At 67.6% G+C, this 25393-nt stretch carries 25 protein-coding genes and 2 pseudogenes; 21 read left to right on the top strand and 6 right to left on the bottom strand.

Annotated elements, in window-relative coordinates; genetic code table 11:
* Window positions 1–27: 27 nt before the first annotated feature.
* The 3 genes and pseudogenes from A5678_RS14190 to A5678_RS14180 all read right to left on the bottom strand — a co-directional run bounded on the left by A5678_RS14190 (window position 28) and on the right by A5678_RS14180 (window position 2248).
* Window positions 28–864, bottom strand: coding sequence for a thioesterase family protein (locus A5678_RS14190; protein WP_068043300.1), 837 nt, complete (start codon window positions 862–864; stop codon window positions 28–30).
* A gap of 13 nt (window positions 865–877) precedes the next feature.
* Window positions 878–1696, bottom strand: a complete 819-nt coding sequence (locus A5678_RS14185) for an SMP-30/gluconolactonase/LRE family protein (protein WP_068043298.1) — start codon at window positions 1694–1696, stop codon at window positions 878–880.
* Between the two features lie 73 nt (window positions 1697–1769).
* A pseudogene (locus A5678_RS14180) lies at window positions 1770–2248 on the bottom strand (SRPBCC family protein).
* Window positions 2249–2343: 95 nt separating this feature from the next.
* Here A5678_RS14180 and A5678_RS14175 point away from each other — a divergent pair.
* The 3 genes from A5678_RS14175 to A5678_RS14165 are packed head-to-tail and all read left to right on the top strand — an operon-like array spanning window position 2344 to window position 5341.
* Entirely contained in the window at window positions 2344–3234 is an 891-nt protein-coding gene (locus A5678_RS14175; protein WP_068043295.1) for an acyl-CoA thioesterase II, read from the top strand.
* A 5-nt stretch (window positions 3235–3239) separates the two neighbouring features.
* Window positions 3240–4160: an LLM class F420-dependent oxidoreductase gene (locus tag A5678_RS14170; RefSeq protein WP_068043293.1), complete on the top strand. Its 921-nt coding sequence runs from the start codon at window positions 3240–3242 to the stop codon at window positions 4158–4160.
* Entirely contained in the window at window positions 4160–5341 is a 1182-nt protein-coding gene (locus tag A5678_RS14165) for an acyl-CoA dehydrogenase family protein (RefSeq protein ID WP_068043291.1), read from the top strand. Before A5678_RS14170 ends, A5678_RS14165 begins: the two co-directional genes overlap by 1 nt.
* Here the strand turns inward: A5678_RS14165 and A5678_RS14160 are convergent.
* A complete protein-coding gene (locus A5678_RS14160) occupies window positions 5325–6011 on the bottom strand; it encodes a DUF427 domain-containing protein (protein ID WP_068043289.1) in 687 nt (228 codons plus the stop codon). The two genes, A5678_RS14165 and A5678_RS14160, sit on opposite strands and share 17 nt — an antisense overlap.
* Before the next feature lie 111 nt (window positions 6012–6122).
* On the opposite strand from A5678_RS14160, the gene A5678_RS14155 reads away from it, so the two are divergent.
* The 9 genes and pseudogenes from A5678_RS14155 to A5678_RS28345 form a co-directional block, all read left to right on the top strand.
* Entirely contained in the window at window positions 6123–7292 is a 1170-nt protein-coding gene (locus A5678_RS14155) for a CaiB/BaiF CoA-transferase family protein (RefSeq protein WP_068043287.1), read from the top strand.
* 137 nt (window positions 7293–7429) lie between these two features.
* Window positions 7430–8026: a hypothetical protein gene (locus A5678_RS14150; RefSeq protein WP_068043285.1), complete on the top strand. Its 597-nt coding sequence runs from the start codon at window positions 7430–7432 to the stop codon at window positions 8024–8026.
* Window positions 8023–8727, top strand: coding sequence for an NIPSNAP family protein (locus tag A5678_RS14145; RefSeq protein WP_068043282.1), 705 nt, complete (start codon window positions 8023–8025; stop codon window positions 8725–8727). Before A5678_RS14150 ends, A5678_RS14145 begins: the two co-directional genes overlap by 4 nt.
* 17 nt (window positions 8728–8744) lie before the next feature.
* Window positions 8745–9956, top strand: coding sequence for a cytochrome P450 (locus A5678_RS14140; RefSeq protein WP_068043607.1), 1212 nt, complete (start codon window positions 8745–8747; stop codon window positions 9954–9956).
* A gap of 1 nt (window position 9957) precedes the next feature.
* Window positions 9958–10926, top strand: coding sequence for a zinc-binding dehydrogenase (locus A5678_RS14135; RefSeq protein ID WP_068043280.1), 969 nt, complete (start codon window positions 9958–9960; stop codon window positions 10924–10926).
* A 2-nt stretch (window positions 10927–10928) separates the two neighbouring features.
* Window positions 10929–11693, top strand: coding sequence for an HpcH/HpaI aldolase/citrate lyase family protein (locus A5678_RS14130; RefSeq protein WP_068043605.1), 765 nt, complete (start codon window positions 10929–10931; stop codon window positions 11691–11693).
* The gene (locus tag A5678_RS14125; protein ID WP_068043278.1) at window positions 11683–12081 is read left to right on the top strand and encodes a nuclear transport factor 2 family protein; all 399 of its coding nucleotides are present in this window, start codon (window positions 11683–11685) and stop codon (window positions 12079–12081) included. Before A5678_RS14130 ends, A5678_RS14125 begins: the two co-directional genes overlap by 11 nt.
* Window positions 12078–12806, top strand: coding sequence for an SDR family NAD(P)-dependent oxidoreductase (locus A5678_RS14120; protein WP_068043276.1), 729 nt, complete (start codon window positions 12078–12080; stop codon window positions 12804–12806). The genes A5678_RS14125 and A5678_RS14120 overlap by 4 nt, the downstream gene beginning before the upstream one ends.
* A gap of 145 nt (window positions 12807–12951) precedes the next feature.
* Window positions 12952–13113: pseudogene (locus tag A5678_RS28345) on the top strand (alpha/beta hydrolase); the annotation flags it as partial.
* Between the two features lie 113 nt (window positions 13114–13226).
* On the opposite strand, the gene A5678_RS14110 reads toward A5678_RS28345, so the two are convergent.
* Window positions 13227–14336, bottom strand: a complete 1110-nt coding sequence (locus A5678_RS14110; protein WP_068043603.1) for an alcohol dehydrogenase catalytic domain-containing protein — start codon at window positions 14334–14336, stop codon at window positions 13227–13229.
* A 131-nt stretch (window positions 14337–14467) separates the two neighbouring features.
* Between A5678_RS14110 and A5678_RS14105 the strand changes: the two genes are divergently transcribed.
* Together A5678_RS14105 and A5678_RS14100 are read left to right on the top strand one after the other, a co-directional pair.
* Window positions 14468–14842 carry a thioesterase family protein gene (locus A5678_RS14105; RefSeq protein ID WP_231983674.1) on the top strand — a complete coding sequence of 125 codons (375 nt, stop codon included), beginning with the start codon at window positions 14468–14470 and terminating at the stop codon, window positions 14840–14842.
* A gap of 93 nt (window positions 14843–14935) precedes the next feature.
* Complete coding sequence (locus A5678_RS14100) at window positions 14936–15376, top strand: SRPBCC family protein (RefSeq protein ID WP_068043271.1); 441 nt, start codon at window positions 14936–14938, stop codon at window positions 15374–15376.
* Here the strand turns inward: A5678_RS14100 and A5678_RS14095 are convergent.
* A complete protein-coding gene (locus A5678_RS14095) occupies window positions 15373–16065 on the bottom strand; it encodes a GntR family transcriptional regulator (RefSeq protein WP_068043270.1) in 693 nt (230 codons plus the stop codon). The two genes, A5678_RS14100 and A5678_RS14095, sit on opposite strands and share 4 nt — an antisense overlap.
* A 160-nt stretch (window positions 16066–16225) precedes the next feature.
* On the opposite strand from A5678_RS14095, the gene fadD5 reads away from it, so the two are divergent.
* From fadD5 to A5678_RS14060, 7 genes are all read left to right on the top strand, one after another.
* Window positions 16226–17866: a fatty-acid--CoA ligase FadD5 gene (fadD5, locus tag A5678_RS14090; protein WP_068043268.1), complete on the top strand. Its 1641-nt coding sequence runs from the start codon at window positions 16226–16228 to the stop codon at window positions 17864–17866.
* A 248-nt stretch (window positions 17867–18114) separates the two neighbouring features.
* Window positions 18115–18930 carry an ABC transporter permease gene (locus A5678_RS14085; RefSeq protein ID WP_068043267.1) on the top strand — a complete coding sequence of 272 codons (816 nt, stop codon included), beginning with the start codon at window positions 18115–18117 and terminating at the stop codon, window positions 18928–18930.
* A 1-nt stretch (window position 18931) separates the two neighbouring features.
* The gene (locus A5678_RS14080; RefSeq protein WP_068043265.1) at window positions 18932–19801 is read left to right on the top strand and encodes an ABC transporter permease; all 870 of its coding nucleotides are present in this window, start codon (window positions 18932–18934) and stop codon (window positions 19799–19801) included.
* A gap of 5 nt (window positions 19802–19806) precedes the next feature.
* Window positions 19807–21108, top strand: a complete 1302-nt coding sequence (locus A5678_RS14075; RefSeq protein WP_068043263.1) for an MCE family protein — start codon at window positions 19807–19809, stop codon at window positions 21106–21108.
* Window positions 21105–22145 (top strand): virulence factor Mce family protein, encoded by a 1041-nt coding sequence (locus tag A5678_RS14070; RefSeq protein ID WP_068043262.1) that lies wholly within the window; start codon window positions 21105–21107, stop codon window positions 22143–22145. Before A5678_RS14075 ends, A5678_RS14070 begins: the two co-directional genes overlap by 4 nt.
* Window positions 22142–23734, top strand: a complete 1593-nt coding sequence (locus tag A5678_RS14065; protein ID WP_068043260.1) for a virulence factor Mce family protein — start codon at window positions 22142–22144, stop codon at window positions 23732–23734. The genes A5678_RS14070 and A5678_RS14065 overlap by 4 nt, the downstream gene beginning before the upstream one ends.
* Entirely contained in the window at window positions 23731–25341 is a 1611-nt protein-coding gene (locus A5678_RS14060; protein WP_068043259.1) for a virulence factor Mce family protein, read from the top strand. The genes A5678_RS14065 and A5678_RS14060 overlap by 4 nt, the downstream gene beginning before the upstream one ends.
* The last annotated feature ends 52 nt before the right edge of the window (window positions 25342–25393 follow it).

Here is a 25393-nt window from a genome sequence, read left to right as displayed (position 1 = left end):
TCTGCAACTCTACGAAGTGGTTCAAGGTCATTTCGCTTCCCGGCCCGACTTGCCCGGGCGTGGGCGCACCAGCACGGACTGCTGGATGGCGCCGACCGCGCCCTGCTCGTCGAACAGTGTGCCGATCGTCGTCCCGATGCCGTCGGGGCCGTAGCTGGTCTCGGCGCGAATGCCGATCCAGTCGCCGTCCGGAACCCGGAACACGTGCACGGCCAGATCGATGTTGAGGAACGTCCACCGGGTGATGTCCAGCTTGCTGCCGATGCCGTTGGCGCAGTCGGCCACCGCGAACAGGCGCTCCATCGGGGTCATGCTCTCGCCGGTGACCAGGTCCGCGTTCGGGTGGATCCACGATTCGCCCGGGCCCTCGCTCAGCGGCTCCGTCAGCCAGAGCCAGTCCAGGCTGTGCACGTAGTTGCGGTCCCAATCCCGTGCCTTGAGGTTGCGGTTGCGCGCCGCGCTGCGCGGCCCGGGCAGGGGAGCCGCCGCGTGGGCCACCGCCCGGGTGTCCAGCGTCTGCAACCGCCATCCGCTGGCCCGCGCCACCGGCCGGGGTTCGCCATCGGGGCCGGGGGCTAGCATCTCGGCGCTCACGAGTTCGATCTGTTTGCCGCCCCGCTGCACCTGCGAGCCGACCCACAGGTCGCCTTCGGCGGGCACGCCGCCCAGCAAGTCGATGACGACGCGGGAAAGGCGGGTGTCGTCGCGCTGTTCGCACCGCTCCAGCGCCCGCACCAGCAACGCCGACACCGGCCCGCCGTGCTGTATCGCGGCCGACCAGGTGCCGCGTGCCAGGTCGGTGGCGCGAAACTTCTCACCTAACGGGTCGGCGCCGTCGATGAGCTCGTAGTAGGAGTCGGTCATCGTCAACCTCTCGTCAGGGCAGTCCGGCGCCGGGCGTGGTCACCGTGACGGCATCCAGCCGGGACAGCCGGGTGCCGACCAGGCGCTGGGGATAGGCCTCCGTGCTCGACAGCAAGAACAGCGTCCGGCGTTCCGGGCCGCCGAGGGCGCAGGCGATGGCGACGCGCTCGGCCATGTCGATGCGGTCGGTGACGGCGCCGCCCTCGATGATCCGCTCGAACTGGTGGGCCAGCGTCATCGACGCCCACACGGCGCCGTCGGCGTCGAGCGCGATGCCGTCGGGTGGCCCGTCCAAACCGTCGGCGAAGACGCGGCGGTCGGTGAGCGCGCTGTCCGCACCGATTGTGAACGCGGTCAGCCGCCGGCCGACCGACTCGGCGACGATCAGCGTCCTCCGGTCCGGCGTGATCACCATTCCGTTGGGAAAGTCGAGGTCTTCGGCGACGACGACGGCGCTGTCGTCGGGGTCGAGCCGGATGATGCAACCGCCGCTCATCGCCTGGCATCCGATGTACGCGCGGCCGGCGTCGTCGATGACCATGTCGCCGAGGTTGGCCGGTGCCAGTTCGGTGAGATCGGCGATGACGTCGACGGTTTCACCGTCGTAGCGCAACACCTTGCGGTCTTCGACCGAGACGATCAGGAGCGATCCGTCGGGGCGGAAACCCAGGCCCGACGGGCAGTGCCCGGGCAGCGGCAGCGTGGTCAGCGAGCCACCCATGGTCGAGGTGTGTACCGCCTCGCCCAGCATGTCGGAGAACCACAGCAATCCCTCGAACCAGCGCGGTCCTTCACCGAAGCAGAAGCCGTTGGCCAGCGGCTCGGGAATCATCCGCTGCCGCCTTTGACCACGTCTTCCGCTTTACAAAACACCGCCAAAGTGTCATGCACGGTGGGTGCCGGTGTCAATCTCGCGACCGGGCCAGTTCGCGCGCGACGGCCTCGTGGTACGCGTCGATCTTCGCCGGATTGACCTGCTGAAAGAGCTGATCCGGCGGCGGGGCGTCCTTGGCCGCCTCGATCGTCATCGTCCGGGAGAACAGCGTGATGTCCTGGCCCGGCCTGGTGAACCGGTACGTCACGGTGATGCGGCCCTCCATCCCGCCGTTGCCGTCGCGATCGTGGCCCAGGCGACCGATCGAGGTGAACACGAAGAGCGTCGGATGCGCGGCGATGGCCAGCTGCCAGCTGAAGATCCGGTCGCCGTCGGGTCCCGCCTCCTTCCACGTGTCGCCGACACGCAACGGAAGCTCCGGCAGCTTGCCGATGTGCGCGCTGCCGGGATAGGTCATCGTCGGGAGTTCTCCGGATTGGTGACGAAGTCGTAGACGGTCTCTGCGGACTGGGTGAATGCGGTTTCCGAAGTACTGGTCACGATGCCCAATTGCGTTGCCCCCCTGCCTTTGTTAGCCAAGCTTTACAAATCTTAGTCAAAGTGTCACGCTGAGCGATGAGCTGCCAACGAGAGATGGAGCGGATTTGACTACCGAATCTGAGCAGACTGAGTGGACGGTTCAGGGGCTGCTGGATCTGTTCGACGTGCAGGGGGACGGTCAGGACCGGTTCACCGGTGACACCGGCGGTGATGTTGGAGCCGCCGGCGACGAACGGCAGGTGGTGGAAGGCACCCAGGTGCTCGCCCAGGCGATTGTTGCGGTGGCCAAGCGATTTCCGGACAAGTCCGTGCGCTCGGCGCACGCCGTGTTCTCCCGCGCCGTCACCGTCGGCCCGCCGATCGAGCTCGTCCTCGACGTCGTCGCCGAGGGGCGGTCCACCGCCACCGCAGTGGTCGCCGTGCACCAGAACGGGCGGCGCTGCCTGAGCATCACGGTGCTGGCCGACGTCCCCACCGGTGACGTCATTCGCCACCACCTGCCGCGCCCCGACGTGGCCGCGCCCGCCGACGCCCACCCCTCGCCGATGCCGATGGTCGGCCGGGAACTGCGCCTGGTCGACGTGGTCGACGTCAACAGCCCCGACGAGGTCGGGCCGCCGGAGCTGTACGCGTGGCTGCACTACGACCCGATCCCGACCCGCGACGACCTGGCCAAGGCGCTCATCGCATACTTCACCGGACATCTCGGGATTTCCACCACGATGCGGGCGCACCCCGGTATCGGCACCGCCCAGGCGCACCTGACCGTGTCCACCGCGCCGATGAGCATCTCCGTGGCGTTCCACGAACCGGTGCGCTGGAACGGGTGGCTGCTCTACAGCCACGAAAGCACCCAGGTCGGCTCGGGCATGTCGTACGTGCGCGGCACGGTGCACTCCGAGGAGGGCGAGCTGCTGGCCTCCTTCGCCCAGGAGGCGTTGATCCGGCCGCTGCGCACCAGCGACACGGCGATCGATTCCCGCGCACGATTCTGACCGCCATGCGCTTCACCATCACCCACCCGATGCACAGCCACCCCTACAACCCGGAGCTGGTGAGCGGGGACGGCATCGGGAAGGTGGCCGCGGCCACCGAAGCGGCCGGCATCCACGGGTTCGGCTTCACCGATCACCCGGCGCCGTCGCAGCGATGGCTGGAAGCCGGGGGGCATGACGCGTTGGATCCCTTCGTCGCACTGGGTTTCGCGGCGGCCACGACGACCACGCTGCGGCTGATCCCCAACATCGTTGTGCTGCCGTATCGAAACCCGTTCGTGGTGGCCAAGTCTGGCGCGACGCTGGACCTGCTCTCCGGCGGCCGGTTCACGCTCGCTGTGGGCGTGGGTTACCTCAAGCGGGAGTTCGCCGCGCTGGGGGTCAGCTACGACGAGCGGGCCGAGCTGTTCGAGGAAGCCCTGCAGGTGATCCGCGCGGTCTGGACCGGCGACGACATCGCCTTCGAGGGAAGGCATTTCAGTGCGCGCGGGATCACCGCACACCCCCGCCCGCTGAGTGAACCGCACCCGCCGATCTGGATCGGCGGCAACACGTCGTCGGCGCGCCAGCGCGTGGCGCGATACGGTGACGGCTGGTGCCCGTTCCCCGCGCCGCCCCAACTGGCGCAGACGGCCGGCACGGCGGTCATCGACTCGCTGGCGCGCCTCACCGACGGCATCGACGACCTGCGCCGCCGGTGCGACGCCGCCGGCAGGGACTGGTCGGCGATCGACGTCACCTTCACCAACTTCGAGGGCGGCAGCCCCGCCGACGACGAATTCAACGCCAGCGCCTACCTCGACGGCCTGGAGAAGCTGGCGAAACTGGGCGTGACATGGGTGAGCGTGCACCTTCCCGGCGACAGCATGGCGCACGCGCTCGAGACGCTCGACCGGTTCCGCACCCTCGTGATCGACGCGGCCTGATGGACTTCTCCCGCGTCGAACTCTCCCCGGAGGACCAGGCCTTCCGCGACGAGACCCGCGCGTTCATCGCCGAGCACGTCACGGAGGAAGTGCTGCACCGGCAGGTGGAATTCGGCGAAAACTTCGACGAGCGCGTGCATCTGGCGTTGGGTGAAGCCGGCTACCTGGCGTCGGACTGGAAGCTCGAGTCCGAGGGCGGATTCAGCCCGGTTCGTCGCCGCATCTTTCACCTCGAGATCGCCCGGGCCCATACGCCGTGGTACCACTGGGGCACCACGTCCGTTGTCGCCCGTCTGGTGCGGCAATTCGGCGCGCCGGAACTCACCGACCAGGTGGTGCCGGGTGTGCTGTCCGGCGAGATCCGGCTGTGTTTGGGCTACACCGAGCCCGAAGGTGGCTCCGACGTCGCCACCTGCAAGACGCGGGCGGTGCGGGAGGCGGATGGATCTAGCTGGATCATCAATGGCTCCAAGATGTTCACGTCGAACGCGCAGAACGCCAGGTACGTCTTCCTCCTCACCAACACCGACCCCCAAGGCCCGAAACATCGCAACCTGACCATGTTTCTGGTGCCGCTCGATTCGCCCGGCGTCGAGATCCAGGGCATCCGCACCCTGGACGGTGACCGCACCAACATCGTCTACTACAGCGACGTCCGCGTCGACGATCTCTACCGCATCGGTGAAGTGAACGGCGGCTGGACGGTGATGCGCGCGGCGCTGGACTCCGAGCACGGCATCGTCGATCCGGAAGACCATGGCCTGCAATACATTGCCGCGATGGGAGCGCACGGCGATCTGATGGCCGAAGTGGTCGACGCCGTCGCGGCCGTGGTCGCTCAGCCGGGGCCGGATGGCCGGCGGCCGTTGGACGACGATTCGGTGAAGTACCGGTTCGGACGCGACGTGGCCCGGATGGAGGCGGCGCTGTCCACGCCCGGGATGTTCGGGCGGGTCGCGGTCGCGCAGACGATGCGTGACGTCACGCCGGATCTGATGGACCTGCTGGGGCCCGCGTCGGCGTTGCCCACCGAGACTCCGGGCTCGGCGACCGACGGCGCCGCAGAACACCTTTACCGGCTGGCGCTGCCGCTGGGGATCTATGGCGGCACCCTGGAAGTGTTCCGCAACATGATCGCCCAGCACGAGCTGAAGCTGGGCCGCCCTAGCTACGGCGGGTGAGCGGCAGCTCGGCCACGACATCAACGCGAGCGAGGTCGAAGCTCAGAAATCCCTTGATGGGCAGGCTTTCCGGTGGCGGGTCCGGATAGCTCCAAGCGATGTCGTCGACCAGATGGCCGTCCACGTCGGCGGACCAATAGGTGGCGAAGCCCTTGTAGTTGCAGTAGCTCAACGTGTCCGAGCGGCGCAACAGGTCGGTGCGCACGTGCACCGGATCGACGTAAAGCCTTGGAGCCAAGGATGTTTCGAACACGATCACCGTATCGTCGGTGTCCACCAGCACGGTGCCGCCGACCGACACGCGCAGGCGGCGCTTGGTGGGGCGGCAGTCGACGCGGTGGTAGGGATTGGGCGGGTAGTGGACGAGTTCGCGGCCCTCTTCCAGCCAGGTGTCGACGGCGTCCCAGGGCACGTGTACGAAGCCCGGCGCCTCCGGCTCGTGTTCGCTGGGCAGGTCACCGACCTCGTCGGCCCGGAAGACGTAGCTGAGTGGTTGGCCCCGGCGGTGCACCAGCAGCGCCCGTTCGGTGTCGATCACCAGCCGCCCATCCTGGACAGCTTGCACGCGGCGCGGATGAGGCTCGATGAAGACGACGTCTGCGGGCAGCGGGGGCGAGAATCGCCCGGCCGGATCACTGCTGAGCGGACCACGTCCGGCTACCAGACTCATGGCGCTCCTTCCATCGCACGCAAACGCCAACGGATGTCACGCTAGCGTGGCACTCACTATGCAGCGTCACGCTGGCGTGACATTCGGAGAGCGCAGGGTAGGAACTTAGCCATGGCGGGACCAATGGAGGGCGTCACGGTCGTCGAGCTCGGGGTCTGGGTGGCCGGGCCGGCCACCGGCGGCATCCTGGCCGACTGGGGCGCCGACGTCATCAAGATCGAACCGCCGACCGGCGACCCGGGGCGCATGTTCGGCAGGATGCTGGGCTGCGACCTGGGGGTCAACCCGCCTTTCGAAATGGACAACCGCTCCAAGCGCAGTATCGTGTTGAACCTCGCGGAGGAGGCGGACCTGAACACCGCCTTCGAATTGCTGGCGGGCGCCGATGTTTTCGTGACCAACGTGCGGCCGGGCGCGCTACAACGGCTGGGGCTCGACTTCGAATCGGTGTCCGCCCGCAACCCGAGCCTGGTGTACGGGCTGATCACCGGATACGGCGAAACCGGACCCGATGCGGACCGGGCCGCTTACGACGTGGCCGCTTTCTGGTCGCGCGCCGGGGTGGCACATCTGCTCACCCGGCCCGGCGACACGCCGCCGTTCCAGCGCGGCGGCATGGGCGACCATTCGGCCGGCATGACGCTGGCGGCCGCCATCTGCGCGGCGCTGGTTGCCCGCGCCCGCACCGGGACCGGTCAGCTGGTGAGCACGTCGTTGTATCGCCAGGGCGCCTACACGGTGGGCTTCGACCTCAACACCTACCTGCTCACCGGCCAGCCGATCGCGATCGGGCAACGCGAATCGATGGGCAATCCCTGCATGAACAACTACGCGACCGCCGATGGGCGGCGATTCTGGATCGTTGGGCTCGAAGGCGATCGGCACTGGCCCCCGCTCTGTCGCGCCGTCGGCCACCCGGAGTGGCTGACCGATCCGCGGTTCTGCGACGCTTACGCTCGCTTCGTCAACTCGACGGAGCTGATCGCCGAGCTGGATGCCATCTTCGCCACCCGCACCCTCGACGAGTGGGCGCAGGCCTTCGCGGCCGAGCCCGATTTTTTCTGGTCGCCGGTGAACAGCCTCGAGGATGTCGTCGCCGACGAGCAGTTTCACGCCGCGGGCGGCATCGTCGACGTGCCGGACGGGGAATCCAGCGTTCCGATGGTGGCCACACCGGCCGATTTCCACGGCACACCATGGGCACCGCGTTCTGCGGCACCGGAACTCGGGCAGCACACCGAGGAAGTGCTCGCCGAACTCAAGGCGCGCCGCGGCTCGTGACCACCGGTCGCACCTTTACAAATTTACTCTCAAGTGTCACGCTGTCCGGTGAGTCGCGTGAGGCGGCCCCCAGCCCAGAACAAGCGTTGCGGTAAAGGCCGATGCACCCATTCGGTGCGGCGGTGAGGAACGGATTAATGGTCACGTCAACGTTCGACATCAGGAAAGGCAGCCGGGCCCACGCCGCCCGGCCGAGCCGTGCCGAGCGGGAATGTCTGCGCTATCGGCTCGACGTCATTGCGGTCAGCGCCCTGGACGTCGTCGCATCGGCCGGAGGTTGGCTCTACGACCGGGCGATGGCCGGCTGGCACGTCACGGTGCTGCTGCCAAACCCCGGCGACGCCCGGCCCCTGCGGATTCTCGGCGTGCAGGCGCGCGACCTCGGCGAGTGGCTCGACGCGAACGGGCCCGGCCCGGCGAGTCAGAGCCTGGCGGTCAGCGCCGAGGCGTTCGCCGCGGATGCGCGCGTGCGCGACAAGGTGCTCACGTCGCTGGACGACCGATTGACCGAAGTCGCGTTGTGGGGCCAAGCGCCTTGCGGGTGGCCCCCGCGGGTGGACCGCGGGGTGGCCAGGGCGCAGTACGCGCTCAGTGCGGCCGCGCAAAGGTTCAAGGGCCACGCGCTGGCGGCGGGCGGAATCGGCTGCCCGGCAGTCTATTCCACGGAGACATTGCTCTGCGATTTGGTGACCTGTGAGCGCGGCGACTCGGGGCTGATCCGGCTCGACCGATGAAGAAGTACTACCGCCACACGCTGCTCTATCTGCACGAGACCATATCGCTCGGCTCCGGGCGAAGCGACCGCTTCACCGAGGTGTTCTCCGACACCTACCGGCCGATGATGGAAGAGATCGGCGCCCGGCTGTTCGCGATCTGGGAGACCACGCCCTACAACGGCCACTGGCCGCAAGTGACGATCATCTGGGAGATCGACGGGTTCGCCGACTATGCGCGGATCGGGAGCGCCCAGACCCGCGGCGGCAGTCACGAGGCCGCGGCGGGCAAATGGTCCGCCTTTCTGGCCGACATCGGCGCCGCGGGGGAGGGGCGAATCATGTACCCCAGCCCCAGCAACCGGACCCTTGCCCAGTTGCGTGAATCGAATTTCACTGCGCCGCTGGTGATTCAGGAGATCATGCAAACCAAGCCGGGCCGTCAAGACGACTACATCCGCGAGCTGGAGCGCCTTTACGTCCCGTGGTCGGAACGCACCGGCAAGCGCTGGCTGGGTTCGTTCACCACAACCTTCCGCTACAACGAGGTCATCCACTACTGGGCGCTGGACGGCGGCTGGGAATGCTTCGCCAACCACTACCCCTCGTGGAAGGAGAGCCCACCCGCCGAAATCGTCACCTGGATGAGTGTGGCGCCCGCCCTGCGCGACGGCTGGGAAGACTCGATCCTGCAGGCCCTACCGCCCTCACCGCTGCAGTGATGCGGCAGCACGAGGCCGTGAACTTCGCCTACGACCCCTTCGACGCGCAGGTGATGGCGAATCCCCTGCCGTATTACCGAATGCTGCGCGACCACCATCCCGTGTACTACATGCCGCAGTGGGACACCTTCGCGTTGTCCCGCTTCGAGGACATCTGGCAGGTGCTGGAAGTCAACGACGGGACGTTCGTCGCGTCGGAAGGGACCCTGCCGGCGGCGTCGGTTCTGGCCAAGCGCAACACCGGCCCGGTCGACGACCCGCCCCTGCACCCGCTGCCATTCCACGCGGTTTTCGACACGGATCTGTACGCCGAGATCCGGCGCGCGCACTCCCAGCCGCTGCGCCCCCGGGCCGTCACCGGCTGGGAGACCAGAATCCGCGAGCTGGCCAACGAGCGTCTCGATGAGCTGCTGCCCCGCGGTTCGTTCGACCTGACCCAGGACTATGGCGGTATCGTGGTGGCGTCCGTAGTATGCGAACTACTGGGCATCTCAGTAGATCTCGCGCCTCAAGTGCTGGCTGCGGTCAACGCCGGTAGCCTCGCCGAGCCCGGCGTCGGGGTGGACACCGCCGAATCGCGGCCCAACTATTTCGAATACCTGCTGCCGGTGGTGCGGCGCCGCCGCGCCGACCAGTCGGGGGGACCGCTCGCCGTCGTGGACGGCTTGCTCGGCTACCGCCTGCCCGACGGCAGCCCGCTCGATGACGTCGAAGTCGCGACGCAGATGCTCTGCATCTTCATCGGCGGCACCGAGACGGTGCCCAAGATCGTCGCCCACGGACTCTGGGAGCTCGACCGGCGGCCCGACCAGCTCGCCGCGGTGCGCGCCGACCCCGGAAACAACGTGCCGATCGCGCGCGAGGAGATGATCCGGTTCTGCGCGCCGGCGCAGTGGTTCGCCCGAACCGCCCGGAAGCCCTTCACCATTCACGGCGAGACCATCCGGCCCGGACAGCGCGTCATCACCCTGCTCGCCTCGGCCAACCGCGACGAGCGGGAATACCCTGAACCCGACGAATTCGTCTGGGACAGGCCCATCCGTCGCTCGCTGGCCTTCGGCCGCGGTCAACACTTCTGCATCGGCTACCACCTAGCTAGGCTGGAAGTCGCTGTGCTGCTGCAGGAATGGCTGCGCCGCGTGCCCGACTACGCGATCGAAGCCGAGGGCGCCAAGCGGCTGCCCTCCAGCTTCCAATGGGGATGGAACAACATCCCGGTGGAGGTCTGACGTGTGGTCCTACCGGATCGTCGCCCCCTACCTGTTCGAGCGGACAACGATTCCAGAGAAGACGCCCGAGTGCCTCGCCGAGGACCAGGTGTTGTTGCGGTTCATGGCCGCCGGTGTCTGCGGCAGCGATTTGCCTGCCTTTCGCGGCGCCCGCGGTCGCCTTCCGGGTGACGACGGAACCAGCGCCGCCGAAAAGGACGGCTTCCCCATCCACGAAGTCGCCGGGGAGGTGATCGCCAGCCAGCATCCCGAGCACCATGCGGGCGACCTCGTGGTCGGCTGGGCGTCCGGGTTCGACGGCATGATGGAGCGCGTGGTCAGCAATGGCGACGGCCTGGCGCCCTACGACCCCGCGCTGACCCCGGCGCAGGCCGTTGGTCTGCAACCACTGGCATGCGTCCTCTACGCCCTCGAGCAGCTGCCGGATCTGGCCGGCAGGCACGTGGCGATCATCGGCCAGGGCTCCATCGGCCTGTTGTTCTCCTACGTCGCCAAGGCGGCCGGCGCGCGGCGCGTCACCGGAGTCGATCCCGTCGACCGGTCAAGTCTGGCAACCGGATTCGGGGTCGACGACCCGGTGCGCGCCACCAGCGACCGCTGGGTGAGCCAGCTTGCGCCCGGCGACCGCGCCGACGTCGTCATCGAGGCCGTCGGTCACCAGGTCGCCACGCTGGGTCACGCCATCGACGCGACCGCGCCCGGCGGCACCGTCTTCTACTTCGGGGTCGCCGACGACGACGCCTATCCCATCAACATGCGCGCCATGTTGCGCAACAACCTGACGCTGAAATCCGGTGTGACACTGGACCGCCGGCGGATGCTGGAGCTGGCGGGGAAGTTCGCCGCCGAACATCCCGAGCTGCTCGCCATTTACCTGACGCACACCTTCGGGATCGACGACGTGCAGGGCGCGTTCGAGTTGGCCTGCCGTCCGGTGCCCGAACGCATCAAGATCGCGATCGGACAGTGAGCGTGGCCGACAATTCACAGAGCGCGTTGCAGCGCGCATTGAGCCGCGGCGGCCCGCTGTGGGGCGGCTGGATCACCGGGCCGACGCTGCTCGGGCCCGAGGAATTCGCCGGGGCCGGTTACGACTACGTGGGTTTCGACGCCCAACACGGCTACCTCGACGACGCCGGCATCGCCGGGATCCTGCGCCGGATCGAACACCTGCCCATCGGCACCGTGGTGCGGCTGCCCAACGCCGACGCTGCCCCGATCGGGCGCGTGCTGGACGCCGGAGCCGACGCGGTCGTCATCGCCATGATCGAATCGGCGGACCAGGCCGCCGCGGCCGTGGCCGCCACCCGGTACCAGCCCGCGGGCATTCGCAGCTTCGGCCCGCTGCGCGCCAGCCTGGGCCGCGACACCGCCGCGCTGGAATCCCGGGTGAGCGTGTTCGCGATGATCGAGACGGCCGCGGCGCTGTCCGGTCTCGACGAGATCTGCGCGGTCGACGGACTCGCCGGGCTGTACGTCGGCCCCGCCGACCTGGCCCTGTCACTGGGTGTGGACGTGGTTGGCGCAACCAAGGCTCCGGCCGTCCTGGATGCCATCGTGCGAATCCACCGAGCGGCCACCGACGCCGGATTGGTGACCGGCATTCACGCCGGCGACGGCAAGACGGGCCGCGCCATGGCGAAGCTGGGGCTTTCGATGATCACCCTGACGGCCGAAGCGCACGCGCTGCGGCGGGGAGCCGCCGAACACCTGCGCGAGGCGAAACATGACGGATGACCGGGCCGCGATCCGGGAGCTCATCGCCGGCTACGCCCTCGCGCTCGACGCGGGAGACGTCGACGAGTGCCTGGCCTTTTTCGCCGAGGACGCCGAATTCCTGGTCTATGGGCGGACATTCGCCGGCCACGACGGCATCGGGCGAATGTTCCGCGATGCCCCGCGCGGACTGCACCTGACCGGGGTCTCCCGAATCGCCGTCGACGACCACACCGCGACGGCCCGGTCGCAGGTGTTGTTCGTCCGGGCGGGCGACCTGCACCTGCGCCCAGCCCTCTACGACGACGAGTTGATCCGCACCGACGGGCAGTGGCGTTTCCGGCGTCGGCGCTGCCAGTTCGTCACGAGCCGCGGCCTGTCCGACTCCCCGGAGGTCACGTCATCATGACTCAACGCGTCGCATTGGTGACCGGCGGTGCGGGCGGACAGGGCTGGGCTATCGCCAAACGGCTGCGCACGGAAGGGTATTCGGTGGCCGCGTGCGACCGACGCGCCGACGAGCTGACCGCTTTGGTCGATGAATTCGGCGATGACAGGGTGATGGCGATCGAACTCGACGTGACCTCCGAATCGGCGTGGGAGTCGGCCGTGCACACCGTGATCGGTCGATTCGGGGCACTGACCACGCTGGTGAACAACGCCGGCGTGCTGCACCGGGCCTCGTTGGCCAACGAGACGGCCGACGGATTCGCCAATTCTTGGCGGGTCAATTGTTTCGGCGCTTTCCTCGGCATTCATGCGACGCTGGAGCACCTGCGCGCGGCGCAGCACGCCGCCATCGTCAACATCTGCAGCACCGGAGCGATCCGCGCGTTCCCGCACCATGCCGCATACAGTTCGGCGAAGTGGGCGCTTCGCGGCCTGACCCAAAACGCCGCCGCCGAACTGGCGCCCTTCAGCATCCGGGTCAACGCCGTGTTCCCCGGGCCGGTTGCCACCCCGATGCTCGATGACGCCACCCAGCTGCGACTCGCCGCGTCGTCGGCCTTCGGGCGGATCGGCCAACCGCGCGAGATCGCCGATGCCGTCGCGTTCCTGGCCTCCGAGGAGGCATCGTTCATCACCGGTGCCGAGTTGGTCGTCGACGGTGGCCAATGCGTGCAGATCCGATGAGCGGCCCCACGATCGGCATCATCGGCGCCGGGCCCGGCGGCTCGACCGTCGGGATTTTGCTGTCCTGAAATGGGTTTCGGAACTTCACCATTTTCGGTCGGGAAGACGATGTCGGCGCACTGACGCTGTCGGACAGTGGACCCGGATGACCGAATTGGGCGGAGCCGAACGGCTCGACCCGGAACTGCGTGCTGTCGCGACCACCCGGACCGATTTTTCCTTCAGCTCAATCCAACTCACCCGCGCCCCGTTCAACGAGCGCCGTCGCGCCGCGGCGGAACAGACCCACGCGCGGGGCGTGCGGATCGCCGAGCACAGCCCGCCGGACTCGGCTACGAAATCCGTTGGGACTACATCGAAGAACACCGTCTGCCGGACGCGGCGGTGGAACCCGTCGCGCCCCTGCACCCGAGATAGCGGCTAGTCGAACCTGATGAGCTGCCGCACGGCGGTGCCGTCGGCCAGGTTGTCCATCGCCTCGTTGATCTCATCCAACCGGATCGACGACGACACCAGCGATTCCACCGGCAGCCGCCCCGATTGCCAGAGCGCGACGAACCGGGGGATGTCGCGGCTGGGCACCGCCGAACCGAGGTAACTGCCGATCAGTGAGCGCCCCTCGGCCACGAAGCCCAACGGCGACACGGTGATTCGCGCATCCGGCGGTGGCAGCCCGACGGTGATGGTGCGGCCGCCCGGCGCGGTCAGGTCGATGGCCGTCTCGAGCGCGGCGGGATGACCGACGGCCTCGATGACCACGGCAGCCTTCACCCGAGCGTCGGCGGCCTGCTGCGGCGTGTACGCCTCGTGCGCACCGTGGGCGCGGGCGGCGGTCAACTTGTCGGGCAATTGGTCGACCGCGACGACGCGCACGCCTTCGTAGGTGAGCGCGGTGAGCACCGCCGCCATGCCGACACCGCCCAGGCCGACAACGGCCACCGTCTCGCCCGGCTGCGGATCGCCGACGTTGAGCACGGCACCCCCACCGGTCAGCACGGCGCACCCCAGCAGCGCGGCGACTTCGGGCGGCACGTCGGACGGCACCGGAACCACGCTGGCCCGGTTGACCACCGCGTGCGTCGCGAAGCCCGAAACCCCGAGGTGGTGATACACCCGATGGCCGGCTTGGTGGAGCCGGATGTCGCCGTCCAACAACGTCCCGGCGGCGTTGGCCGCGCTGCCCGGCTCGCACGGGGTCAGCCCCTGGGTCGCGCACGCCGCGCAATGACCGCACCGCGGCAGGAACACCAGCACCACCCGCTGACCGATGGCGAGGTCAGACACCCCGTAACCAACCTGCTCAACGATTCCGGCCGCCTCGTGACCGAGCAGCATCGGTACCGGCCGCACCCGGTTGCCGTCGACCACCGACAGGTCGGAGTGGCACACGCCGGCCGCCTCGATGCGGATCATCACCTCATCGCTGCCCGGCGGGTCCAGGTCGAGATCGACGACGCGGATTGGCCGGGAATCGGCGTACGGGCGGGGCAGACCGATCCGGTCCAGCACGGCCCCCCGAATCTGAACCATGTTGGAATACAACCATGGCTTCGGAACCCCCGGCCTCGCCGGCTCCGGCGGTACCGCCGGTCCCGGAGGGGCTCACCAGTGACGACTTTCCCGTGCTGTGGCCGGTGGGCACCCGGTGGGCCGACAACGACATGTTCGGCCACCTGAACAACGCCGTGTACTACCAATTGTTCGACACCGCCATCAACGCCTGGATCAACACCAGCACCGGGCTGGACCCGCTCACCACGCCGGCGCTGGGCATCGTCGCCGAGTCGGGCTGCCGGTACTTCTCGGAACTGCATTTCCCCGAGGGCCTCGCGGTGGGGCTGGCGGTGACGCGGCTGGGCCGCAGCAGCGTTACGTACCGGCTCGGCGTGTTTCTTGCGGCGAACGGCGAACGGGCGCAGCCCATCACCGCGGTGGGCCATTGGGTACACGTCTACGTCGACCGGTCCACTCGCAAGCCGATCGAGATTCCCGACGCCGTCCGCTCACTGCTGTCGACGGCGCGCGTGGACCGATAAACCCGAGAATGCCCGCAGGACCGGGGCTTTCGTGCAAAACCGCAGCCGGGCAGCACTGCCGGACCGCGTCGCCCGCCCGGCTATGCTTCGCCAATGCCCGTAATGAGCAAGACCGTCGAGATCAGCGCCGACGCCGCCTTGATCATGGCCATCGTCGCCGACTTCGAGGCTTACCCCCAGTGGAACGAGGAGATCAAGGGCCTCTGGGTGCTCGCCCGGTACGACGACGGGCGCCCCAGCCAGCTCCGGCTCGACACCGATTACCAAGGCATGCAGAGCATGTTCATCCAGGCCGTGTACTACCCGGGGGAAAACCAGATCCAGACCGTGCTGCAGCAGGGTGACCTCTTCACCAAGCAGGAGCAGCTGTTCAGCGTCGTGGAGATGGGCGCTTCGAGCCTGCTGACGGTGGACCTCGACGTCGAGACCTCGATGCCGGTCCCGGCGCCGATGGTGAAGCAGCTCCTCAACAACGTCCTCGACCACCTTGCCGAAAGCCTCAAGCGGCGCGCCGAGCAGCTGGCCGGCGGCTAATCGAAGATGCCCGTGCGGTCCCGCATCTCGGTCAGCCGGGCGGCGGCATCGGTGAATTGCCACACGGTGTGTTCGATCACCGCGGCGGCGTCGCGCCGGCGCAGCGCTGCGATCAGCTGCCGGTGATTGTCGACTGCGGCCGTGCCCCACTGCTGATCGGCGGCATACATCAGCACCGGCATGTAGCGCGCGGCGTTGAGCAGGAACCAGGCCAACTTGATCCGCCCGCTCGCCTGATTGAAGACCCGATGGAACGCGAACTCGATGCCCGCGATGGTCTCGGCATCGCTGGATCCGACGGCCGCGGTGAGCGTCTCGTTGATGCGTTCCAGCTCGTTGATTTGGGCGTCGGTGATGTGATCGGTGGCCGCGGCCGCCAGCTCCTTGGCGATGGTCGCCTGCAACCAGAAGATGTCCTCGACGTCTTGGCGCGTGAGCGGAAGCACGACGTGGCCGCGGTGCGGTTCGAGCTGCACCATGCCCTCACCGCGCAGCTTCAGCAGGGCTTCGCGCACCGGCGTGACGCTGACGCCGAGTTCGGCGGCGGTCTCATCGAGGCGAATGAACGTTCCCGGCCGCAGGGCCCCGGACATGATCGCCGCACGCAGGTGGCCCGCAACCTCGTCCGACAGCTGCGCCCGGCGCAGGGGCCCTCGGCGCCTCAGTCGTGTGGATATCGGTGCGTTCACGGGGGCTGCCAGGGCTTTCGGGGCGTCGCGGAGGTTGGTTTGAAACTTCTCTCGGGGGTTGTCAGCTGGGCGTTAAGGCCATAATGTGACCCAGACAACACCATGTTTTATCAAATATCAACCTGGCGCAAGCGGTGCGCGAGTGAAGGGAAGGGCGGGGTTGACCGCGCAATTAGCGAGCCATCTGACGCAGGGAACCGAGCAGCCGTACCTGGCCCGGCGACAGAACTGGGTGAACCAGCTCGAACGGCATGCCCTGATGCAGCCGGGCGCGACGGCGCTGCGGTTCCTCGGGAAGACCGTGACGTGGGGCGAACTACGGCGCCGGGTGGCGGCGCTGGCCGATGCGTTGAGCCGTCGGGGAGTCGGCTTCGGCGATCGGGTCATGGTCCTGATGCTCAACCGCACCGAATTCGTCGAGTCTGTGCTAGCGGTCAACATGCTCGGCGGGATCGCCGTTCCGCTGAACTTCCGCCTCACCGCCGCCGAGATCGCCTTCCTGGTGCAGGACTGCGAAGCCCGCGTGATGATCACCGAATCGGTGCTCGCCCCGGTTGCCACCGGGGTTCGCGACGTCGAGCCCCTGCTGGGCACGATCGTCGTGGCCGGTGGAGCAGGCGACGACAGCGTGCTCGGCTATGAAGACCTGATCAACGAGCCCGGCGCTTCGCACGAGCCCGTCGACGTTCCGAACGATTCGCCGGCGTTGATCATGTACACCTCAGGCACCACCGGCCGCCCGAAGGGTGCCGTGCTGACCCACACCAACCTGACCGGCCAGACCATGACGGGGCTGTACACCAACGGCGCGGACCTCAACAGCGACGTCGGTTTCGTCGGCGTCCCGTTCTTCCACATCGCCGGCATCGGCAACATGCTGACCGGGATGCTGCTCGGCACCCCCACGGTGATCTACCCGCTCGGCGCCTTCGAGCCCGGGCAACTGCTCGACGTGCTGGCCGAGGAGAAGGTCACCGGTCTGTTCCTGGTGCCCGCGCAGTGGCAGGCCGTCTGCGCCGAGCAACAAGCGCGGCCCCGCGACCTGAGGCTGCGGGTGATGTCGTGGGGGGCGGCGCCGGCACCCGATGCGCTGCTGCGTGAGATGTCGGCGACGTTCCCCGGCACCCAGATCCTGGCCGCGTTCGGCCAGACCGAGATGTCGCCGGTCACCTGCATGCTGCTGGGCGAAGACGCGATCCGCAAACGTGGATCGGTCGGCAAGGTGATCCCGACCGTGGCCGCACGCGTGGTCGACGAAAACATGAACGACGTACCGGTCGGCGAGGTCGGTGAGATCGTCTATCGCGCACCGACTTTGATGAGCGGTTACTGGAACAACCCGGAGGCCACCGCGGAGGCGTTCGCGGGCGGTTGGTTTCATTCCGGAGACCTGGTCCGGATGGACGCCGACGGCTACGTCTGGGTGGTCGACCGCAAGAAGGACATGATCATCTCCGGCGGCGAGAACATCTACTGCGCCGAGGTGGAGAACGTGCTGGCCAGCCATCCCAGCATCGTCGAAGTCGCGGTCATCGGGCGCTTCCACGACAAGTGGGGCGAGGTGCCGATCGCCGTCGCGGCGGTTGCCGGCGAGCAGCTGCTGCTCGAGGAGTTGGCCGAATTTCTGGGCGATCGTCTCGCGCGGTACAAGCACCCCAAGGCGCTCGAGATCGTGGACGCCCTGCCGCGCAACCCCGCCGGCAAGGTACTCAAGACTGAGCTACGGATCCGTTACGGCACCGCAACGATCAACGAAAACCGTTCCATGACAGAAGGTTTGACCGCCGGAGAGGAAGGCTGACAGAAACTGTAACGTTTGCCCGTTGTTGACGAAGGGTTAATTGTGCAGATGCAGTTCACACGTGCATGGCCATCGGGTACATTCCTGTGGTCTCCGTTACTACTTGCCAGTAGGGAGCCCATGGTCACACACGTTGGGTCGCGGCAAGGTGGGGGCACCCCCGGCCGCACAGCGGCGAGGGGGCGAGACGTGCTACACGATCCGCCGCGGCGCCCTGAGGCTCGCGGTATCGGCTGGAGGGGGCAGCGGTGACTTCAACGTCGGCGAGTCGACGGGGCCCCTACCTCGTCGGCTACGTGCGCGACCAACTGCAGACGCCGCTGACGCTCATCGGCGGGTTCTTCCGGATGTGCGTCCTCACCGGGAGGGCGCTGTTCCGCTGGCCGTTCCAGTGGCGCGAATTCGTCTTGCAGTGCTGGTTCATCATGCGCGTGGCCTTCCTGCCGACCATCTTCGTGTCGATCCCGCTGACCGTGCTGCTGATCTTCACGCTCAACGTGCTGCTGGCCCAGTTCGGCGCCGCCGACCTGTCCGGCGCCGGTGCGGCGATCGGCGCCGTCACCCAGCTCGGCCCGCTCACCACGGTGCTGGTGGTCGCCGGCGCCGGATCGACGGCGATCTGCGCGGACCTCGGTGCCCGCACCATCCGCGAGGAGATCGACGCGATGGAGGTGCTCGGCATCGACCCCATCCACCGGCTGGTGGTTCCCCGGGTGATCGCCGCGACCCTGGTCGCCACTCTGCTCAACGGCCTGGTGATCACCGTGGGCCTGGTCGGGGGCTACCTGTTCGGGGTCTACCTGCAAAACGTCTCGGGCGGCGCCTACCTCGCCACCCTGACCACGATCACCGGCCTGCCCGAGGTGGTCATCGCGACCGTCAAGGCCGCCATGTTCGGCCTCATCGCAGGGCTGGTCGGCTGCTACCGCGGGCTGACGGTGCGCGGCGGCTCCAAGGGGCTCGGCACCGCGGTCAACGAGACCGTCGTGCTCTGCGTCGTCGCCCTGTACGCGGTGAACGTGGTGCTGACGACCATCGGCGTCCGATTCGGGACGGGCCACTGACATGTCGACATCTGCCGTATTGCGCGCCCGCTTCCCCCGGGCAGCCGAAAACCTCAACCGCTACGGCGGTGCCGCGGCCCGCGGCGTCGACGACGTCGGCCAGATGGCCTGGTTCGGTGTGGTGGCCCTCGGGCACATCCCGCACGCGCTGCGCAATTACCGCAAGGAGACGTTGCGGCTGATCGCCCAGATCGGGATGGGCACCGGCGCCATGGCCGTCGTCGGCGGCACCGTCGCGATCGTCGGCTTCGTGACGCTGTCCGGTAGCTCCCTGGTCGCGATTCAGGGTTTTGCCTCGCTCGGCAACATCGGGGTCGAGGCGTTCACCGGCTTCTTCGCCGCATTGATCAACGTGCGCATCGCCGCCCCGGTCGTCACCGGCATCGCGATGGCCGCAACCGTCGGCGCGGGCGCGACCGCCGAGCTGGGCGCCATGCGCATCAGCGAAGAGATCGACGCCCTGGAAGTCATGGGGATCAAGTCGATCTCGTTCCTGGCGACCACCCGGATCATGGCCGGTCTGGTCGTCATCATCCCGCTCTACTCGCTGGCCATGATCATGTCGTTCCTGTCGCCGCAGATCACCACGACGGTGCTCTACGGCCAGTCGAACGGAACCTACGAGCACTACTTCCGGACGTTCCTGCGTCCCGACGACGTGTTCTGGTCGTTCCTCGAGGCCATCATCATCACGGCGGTCGTGATGATCACCCACTGCTTCTACGGATACAACGCCGGCGGCGGACCCGTCGGCGTCGGGGAGGCCGTCGGCCGATCGATGCGTTTCTCGCTGGTGTCGGTGCAAGTCGTCGTTCTAGCCGCCGCGTTGGCGCTCTATGGCGTCAACCCCAACTTCGCGCTCACGGTGTAACCGCCATGGCCCCACCGATTCAGACCAATGCCCCCCGGAAGCCGCCGTACAAGCTGGCCGGCATCGCCGCGTTGGTCATTGCCCTAGTGGCCCTGGTCCTGATCTACGGGCAGTTCCGGGGTGACTTCACACCGAAGACGAAGCTGACGATGCTGGCGTCGCGGGCCGGGCTGGTGATGGATCCGGGCTCGAAGGTCACCTACAACGGGGTGGAGATCGGCCGGGTGGCCAACATCTCCGAGACCGTGCGCGACGGCAAGCCGGCCGCGAAATTCACCCTGGACGTCTACCCCCGGTATCTGAAGCTGATCCCGGCCAACGTGAACGCCGACATCAAGGCGACCACGGTGTTCGGCGGCAAGTACGTCTCGTTGACGACGCCGAAAAACCCGTCGCCGCAGAGGCTCAACCCGCACACGGTGATCGACGCCCGGTCGGTGACCACGGAAATCAACACCTTGTTCCAGACCGTCACCTCGATCGCGGAGAAGGTGGATCCGGTCAAGCTGAACCTGACGCTGAGTGCGGCCGCCCAGGCGCTGACCGGGCTGGGCGACAAGTTCGGCCAGTCGGTGGTCAACGCCAACGCGATCCTCGATGACGTCAACCCGCAGATGCCGCAGGCGCGTCACGACATTCAGCAGCTCGCCGGGCTGGGCGACGTCTACGCCAACGCGGCTCCGGACCTGATCGACTTCCTGAACAACGCGGTGATCACCGCGCGCACCATCAACGCGCAGCAGAAGGACCTGGACCAGGCGCTGCTGTCGGCGGCCGGGTTCGGCAACACCGGCGCCGACATCTTCAACAGGGGCGGCCCGTACCTGGCGCGCGGCGCTCAGGACCTGGTGCCCACGGCCCAGCTGCTGGACACCTACAGCCCAGAGCTGTTCTGCACGGTGCGCAACTACCACGACATCGAGCCCAAGGCATCCTCGTTCCTGGGCGGCAACGGCTACTCGCTGAACGCCCACACCGAGGCGCTGTCGGGGCTCGGGTTGCTGGCCAACCCCGTGTCGGCGGTGGTCACCCTCGCCAGCCTGGTCGGTGGGCTCGCCGGGCTCGTCGGCGGCGCGCCGAACCCGTACACCTACCCCGAAAACCTGCCGCGGGTGAACGCGCGCGGCGGGCCGGGGGGTGCCCCCGGTTGCTGGCAGCAGATCACCCACGACCTCTGGCCCGCACCGGAATTGGTGATAGACAGCGGCAACAGCCTCGCGCCGTACAACCACCTCGACACCGGTTCCCCGTACGCCATCGAGTACGTCTGGGGCCGCCAAGTAGGGGATAACACGATCAACCCATGAAAATCACCGGAACCATCGTCAGGCTCAGCATCTTCTCGTTCGTGCTGCTGGTCTTTACTGTGATGATCGTCGTCGTATTCGGTCAGATGCGGTTTGACCGGACGAACGGCTACTCGGCGGAGTTCACCAACGTCAGCGGGCTGCGGGAGGGCCAATTCGTCCGCGCCTCGGGCGTGGAGATCGGCAAGGTCAAATCCGTGAAGGTCGTCGACGGCGGCAAGCGGGCGCGGGTCGAGTTCAACGTCGACCGCTCGGTCCCGCTGTACCAGTCGACGACCGCGCAGATCCGGTACCTCGACCTGATCGGTAACCGCTACCTGGAGCTCAAGCGCGGCGAAGGTGAGGGCGCCCAGAAGGTCCTGCCGCCGGGCGGCTTCATCCCCACGTCGCGAACCTCGCCGGCGCTCGACCTCGACGCCCTGATCGGTGGTTTCAAACCGCTGTTCCGGGCGCTGGACCCGCAGAAGGTGAACACCATCGCGACCTCCCTCATCACCGTGTTCCAGGGTCAGGGCGGCACCATCAACGACATCCTCGACCAGACCGCGCAGCTGACCAATCAGCTCGGTGAGCGGGACCAGGCGATCGGCGAGGTCATCAAGAACCTGAACATCGTCCTGGACACCACGGTTCGCCACCGACAGCAGTTCGACCAGACGGTCAACAACCTCGAGGTGCTCATCACCGGGCTGAAGGACCACGGTGACCAGCTCGCGGGCGGCACGGCGCACATCAGCAACGCGGCCGGGACGGTCGCCGATCTGCTCGCGGAGGATCGCGGCCTGCTGCACAGCACCCTCAACTATCTGGACGCGGTCCAGCAGCCGCTGATCGACCAGCGCGAACAGCTGAACGACTTCCTCAAGAAGGTGCCCACCGCGTTGAACATGATCGGGCGCGCCATCGGCTCATACGGCGACTTCGTGAACTTCTACGCCTGCGACATCACACTCAAGATCAACGGGTTGCAGGCCGGCGGCCCGGTCCGCACGGTCCGGCTCTTCCAGCAGCCGACGGGTAGGTGCACGCCGCAATGAGAACACTGGAACCGGAAAACCGGGTTCGCATCGGGCTGATGGGCATCATCGTGACCCTGCTCGTCATCGGCGTCGGTCAAAGCTTTACCAGCGTGCCCATGCTGATGGCCAAACCGCACTACTACGGCCAATTCAGCGACACCGGGGGTATCGGTGTCGGCGACAAGGTGCGGATCACCGGCGTGGACGTCGGCAAGGTCGAGGCGCTCAATATCGAGGGCGACCACATCTTGGTCAAATTCAATCTCGGCACCGCAACCATCGGCACCGAGAGCCGGCTGGCGATCAAGACCGACACCATCCTCGGGAAGAAGATCCTGGACGTCGAGGCCCGAGGCAATCAGAAACTGAGGCCCGGAGACTCGTTGCCGATCGGTCAAAGCACGACGCCCTACCAGATCTACGACGCGTTCTTCGACGTCACCAAGGCGGCCCAGGGCTGGAACATCGACACGGTCAAGGAATCGCTGCACGTGCTGTCGCAGACCATCGACCAGACTTACCCCCACCTGAGCGCCGCGCTCGACGGCGTCGCCAAGTTCTCCGACACGATCGGAAAGCGTGACGAGCAGGTCAAGCATTTGCTCGCCCAGGCGAACCAGGTGGCCAGCGTCCTCGGCGACCGCAGCGAGCAGATCGATCGCCTGCTGGTCAACACGAAGACGCTGCTGGCCGCCTTCAACGAACGCGGCCAGGCCATCAACGCGTTGTTGGCCAACGTCGCCGCCTTCTCCGAACAGGTCAAGGGCTTTATCAACGACAACCCGAACCTCAACCACGTCCTCGAACAGTTGCGTCAGGTCAGCGACATCTTGAAGGAGCGCAAGGACGACGTCGCCGCGGGGCTCACCGAGGTCGGCAAGTTCCTGCCGTCCTTGAACGAGGCCATCGCCTCGGGCCCCTTCTTCAAGGTGGTCCTGCACAACCTCGCGCTGTACCAGATCATTCAGCCGTGGGTCGACGCCGCGTTCAAGAAGCGCGGCATCGACCCGGAGAACTTCTGGCGCAGCGCCGGTCTGCCCGAATTCCGGTGGCCTGACCCCAACGGCACCCGATTGCCCAACGGCGCACCGCCGCCGGCGCCCCCGGTGCTGGAGGGCACGCCGGAGCACCCGGGGCCGGCCGTTCCGCCCGGGTCGCCATGCTCCTACACGCCGGCCAACCCCGGCGGCAACGTAACCGTCGGTGACGAGGGTCTGCCGCGGCCGTGGAATCCGCTGCCGTGCGCCGGTGGGGCCATCGGACCGTTCGGCGGCCCGGGCTTCCCGGCACCGGTCGACGTGCTGACCTCGCCGCCGAACCCCAACGGTCTCCCGCCGACGCCGGGCATTCCGATCGCCGGCCGGCCGGGCGACCCGCCGCCGGACGTCCCGGGCACGCCCGTGCCGTTGCCGGCGCAGGCGCCGCCGGGCGCGCGCACCGAGAACCTCGCGCCGGCCGGACCGACACCACCGCCGTCGACGTTCGCGCCCGGCTTCCCGCCGGGACCGCCGGCGCCACCGGGACCCGGCGCCCAACTGCCGGCGCCCTTCATCAACCCGGGCGGAGCGGGAGGCAGCGGCGCTGCCGGGGGAGGTAGCCAGAATTGAGCACCGCCTTTGATATCCGGAACATCCGGCTACCGAAGCTGACCCGGGCGACCGTCATCCTCGGGTCGCTGGTGATCGTGCTGGCCCTGGTCGTCGGGTTCGTCGGCTGGCGGCTCTACCAGAAGCTGACCAACAACACCGTGGTGGCCTACTTCCCGGCGGCGAACGCGCTCTACCCGGGCGACAAGGTCCAGATCATGGGGTTGCGGGTTGGCGCGATCGACAAGATCGAGCCGGTCGGCGACAAGATGAAGGTCACCTTCCACTACGAGAACAAGTACCGGGTCCCCGCCAACGCCAACGCGGTGATCCTGAACCCGACGCTGGTGGCGTCGCGGGCCATCCAGTTGGAGCCGCCCTACAAGGGCGGCCCGGTGCTGGCCGACAACGCGGTGATCCCCGAGGAGCGCACGCAGGTCCCGGTGGAGTGGGACCAGCTGCGCAACAGCATCACCAACATCATCTCCAAGCTGGGTCCCACACCCGAGCAGCCGAAGGGCCCGTTCGGTGAGGTCATCGAGTCCTATGCCAACGGCCTGGCCGGCAAGGGCAAGGAATTCAACACCACGCTGACCAACCTGTCGCAGGCGTTGACCGCGCTGAACGAGGGACGCGGCGACTTCTTCGCGGTCGTGAAGAGCCTGGCGCTGTTCGTCAACGCGCTGCACAAAGACGACCAGCAGTTCGTCGCGCTGAACGAGAACCTCGCGGACTTCACCACGCGGCTCGCGCACAACGACCACGACCTCGCGAACGCGATCGAGCAGTTCGATGGTCTGCTGTCCACCGTGCGCCCGTTCTTGGACAAGAACCGCGAGGTGCTGACCTACGACATCAACAACCTGGCGACGGTGACGAACACGATCCTGCAGCCGGACCCGCTGAACGGGCTGGAGACCGCGCTGCACGTCCTCCCGACGGCCGCGGCGAACATCAACCAGATCTATCACCCGTCGCACGGGTCGGTGGTCGCCATCCCGGCGATCACGAACTTCGCCAACCCGATGCAGTTCATCTGCAGCTCGATCCAGGCGGGCAGCCGGCTCGGGTATCAGGAGTCCGCCGAGCTGTGCGCGCAATACCTGGCGCCGATCCTCGATGCCATCAAGTTCAACTACCTGCCGTTCGGCGTGAACCTGTTCAGCACCGCCGAGACCCTGCCCAAGGAAATTGCCTACTCGGAAGATCGGCTGCATCCGCCGAACGGGTACAAGGACACCACCGTGCCCGGCATCTGGGTCCCGGACACCCCGACGTCACACCGCAACACCCAGCCCGGCTGGATCGTCGCGCCCGGGATGCAAGGCCAGCAGGTCGGGCCGATCACCGCGGGTTTGATGACCCCGGACTCGCTGTCCGAGCTCATGGGAGGCCCCAACATCGCGCCCGTCCAGTCGAACCTGCAGACGCCGCCGGGACCGCCGAACGCCTACGACGAGAACCCGATCGTTCCGCCGATCGGCCTGAACGCGCCGGTGCCCATCCAGCCGCCGCCACCCGGGCCGAACGTGGCCCCGGGTCCGGTCGCCCCGACGCCGGCGCCGGTCGCGGCGCCCGCGCCGAACGCCGGGGGGCCCGCGGTCCCGGCTGACGGGGGTGGCCAGTGAGGCGCGGGACGAGCGCGGTACGCGCGAGGAGCAAGCCGAACCGACGGCCACT

This window comes from Mycobacterium sp. E2733 (assembly GCF_001667585.1).
GTDB lineage: Bacteria > Actinomycetota > Actinomycetes > Mycobacteriales > Mycobacteriaceae > Mycobacterium.
Note: the sequence above shows the minus strand (reverse complement) of the source record. Positions and strands in the feature narration are given on the sequence as shown.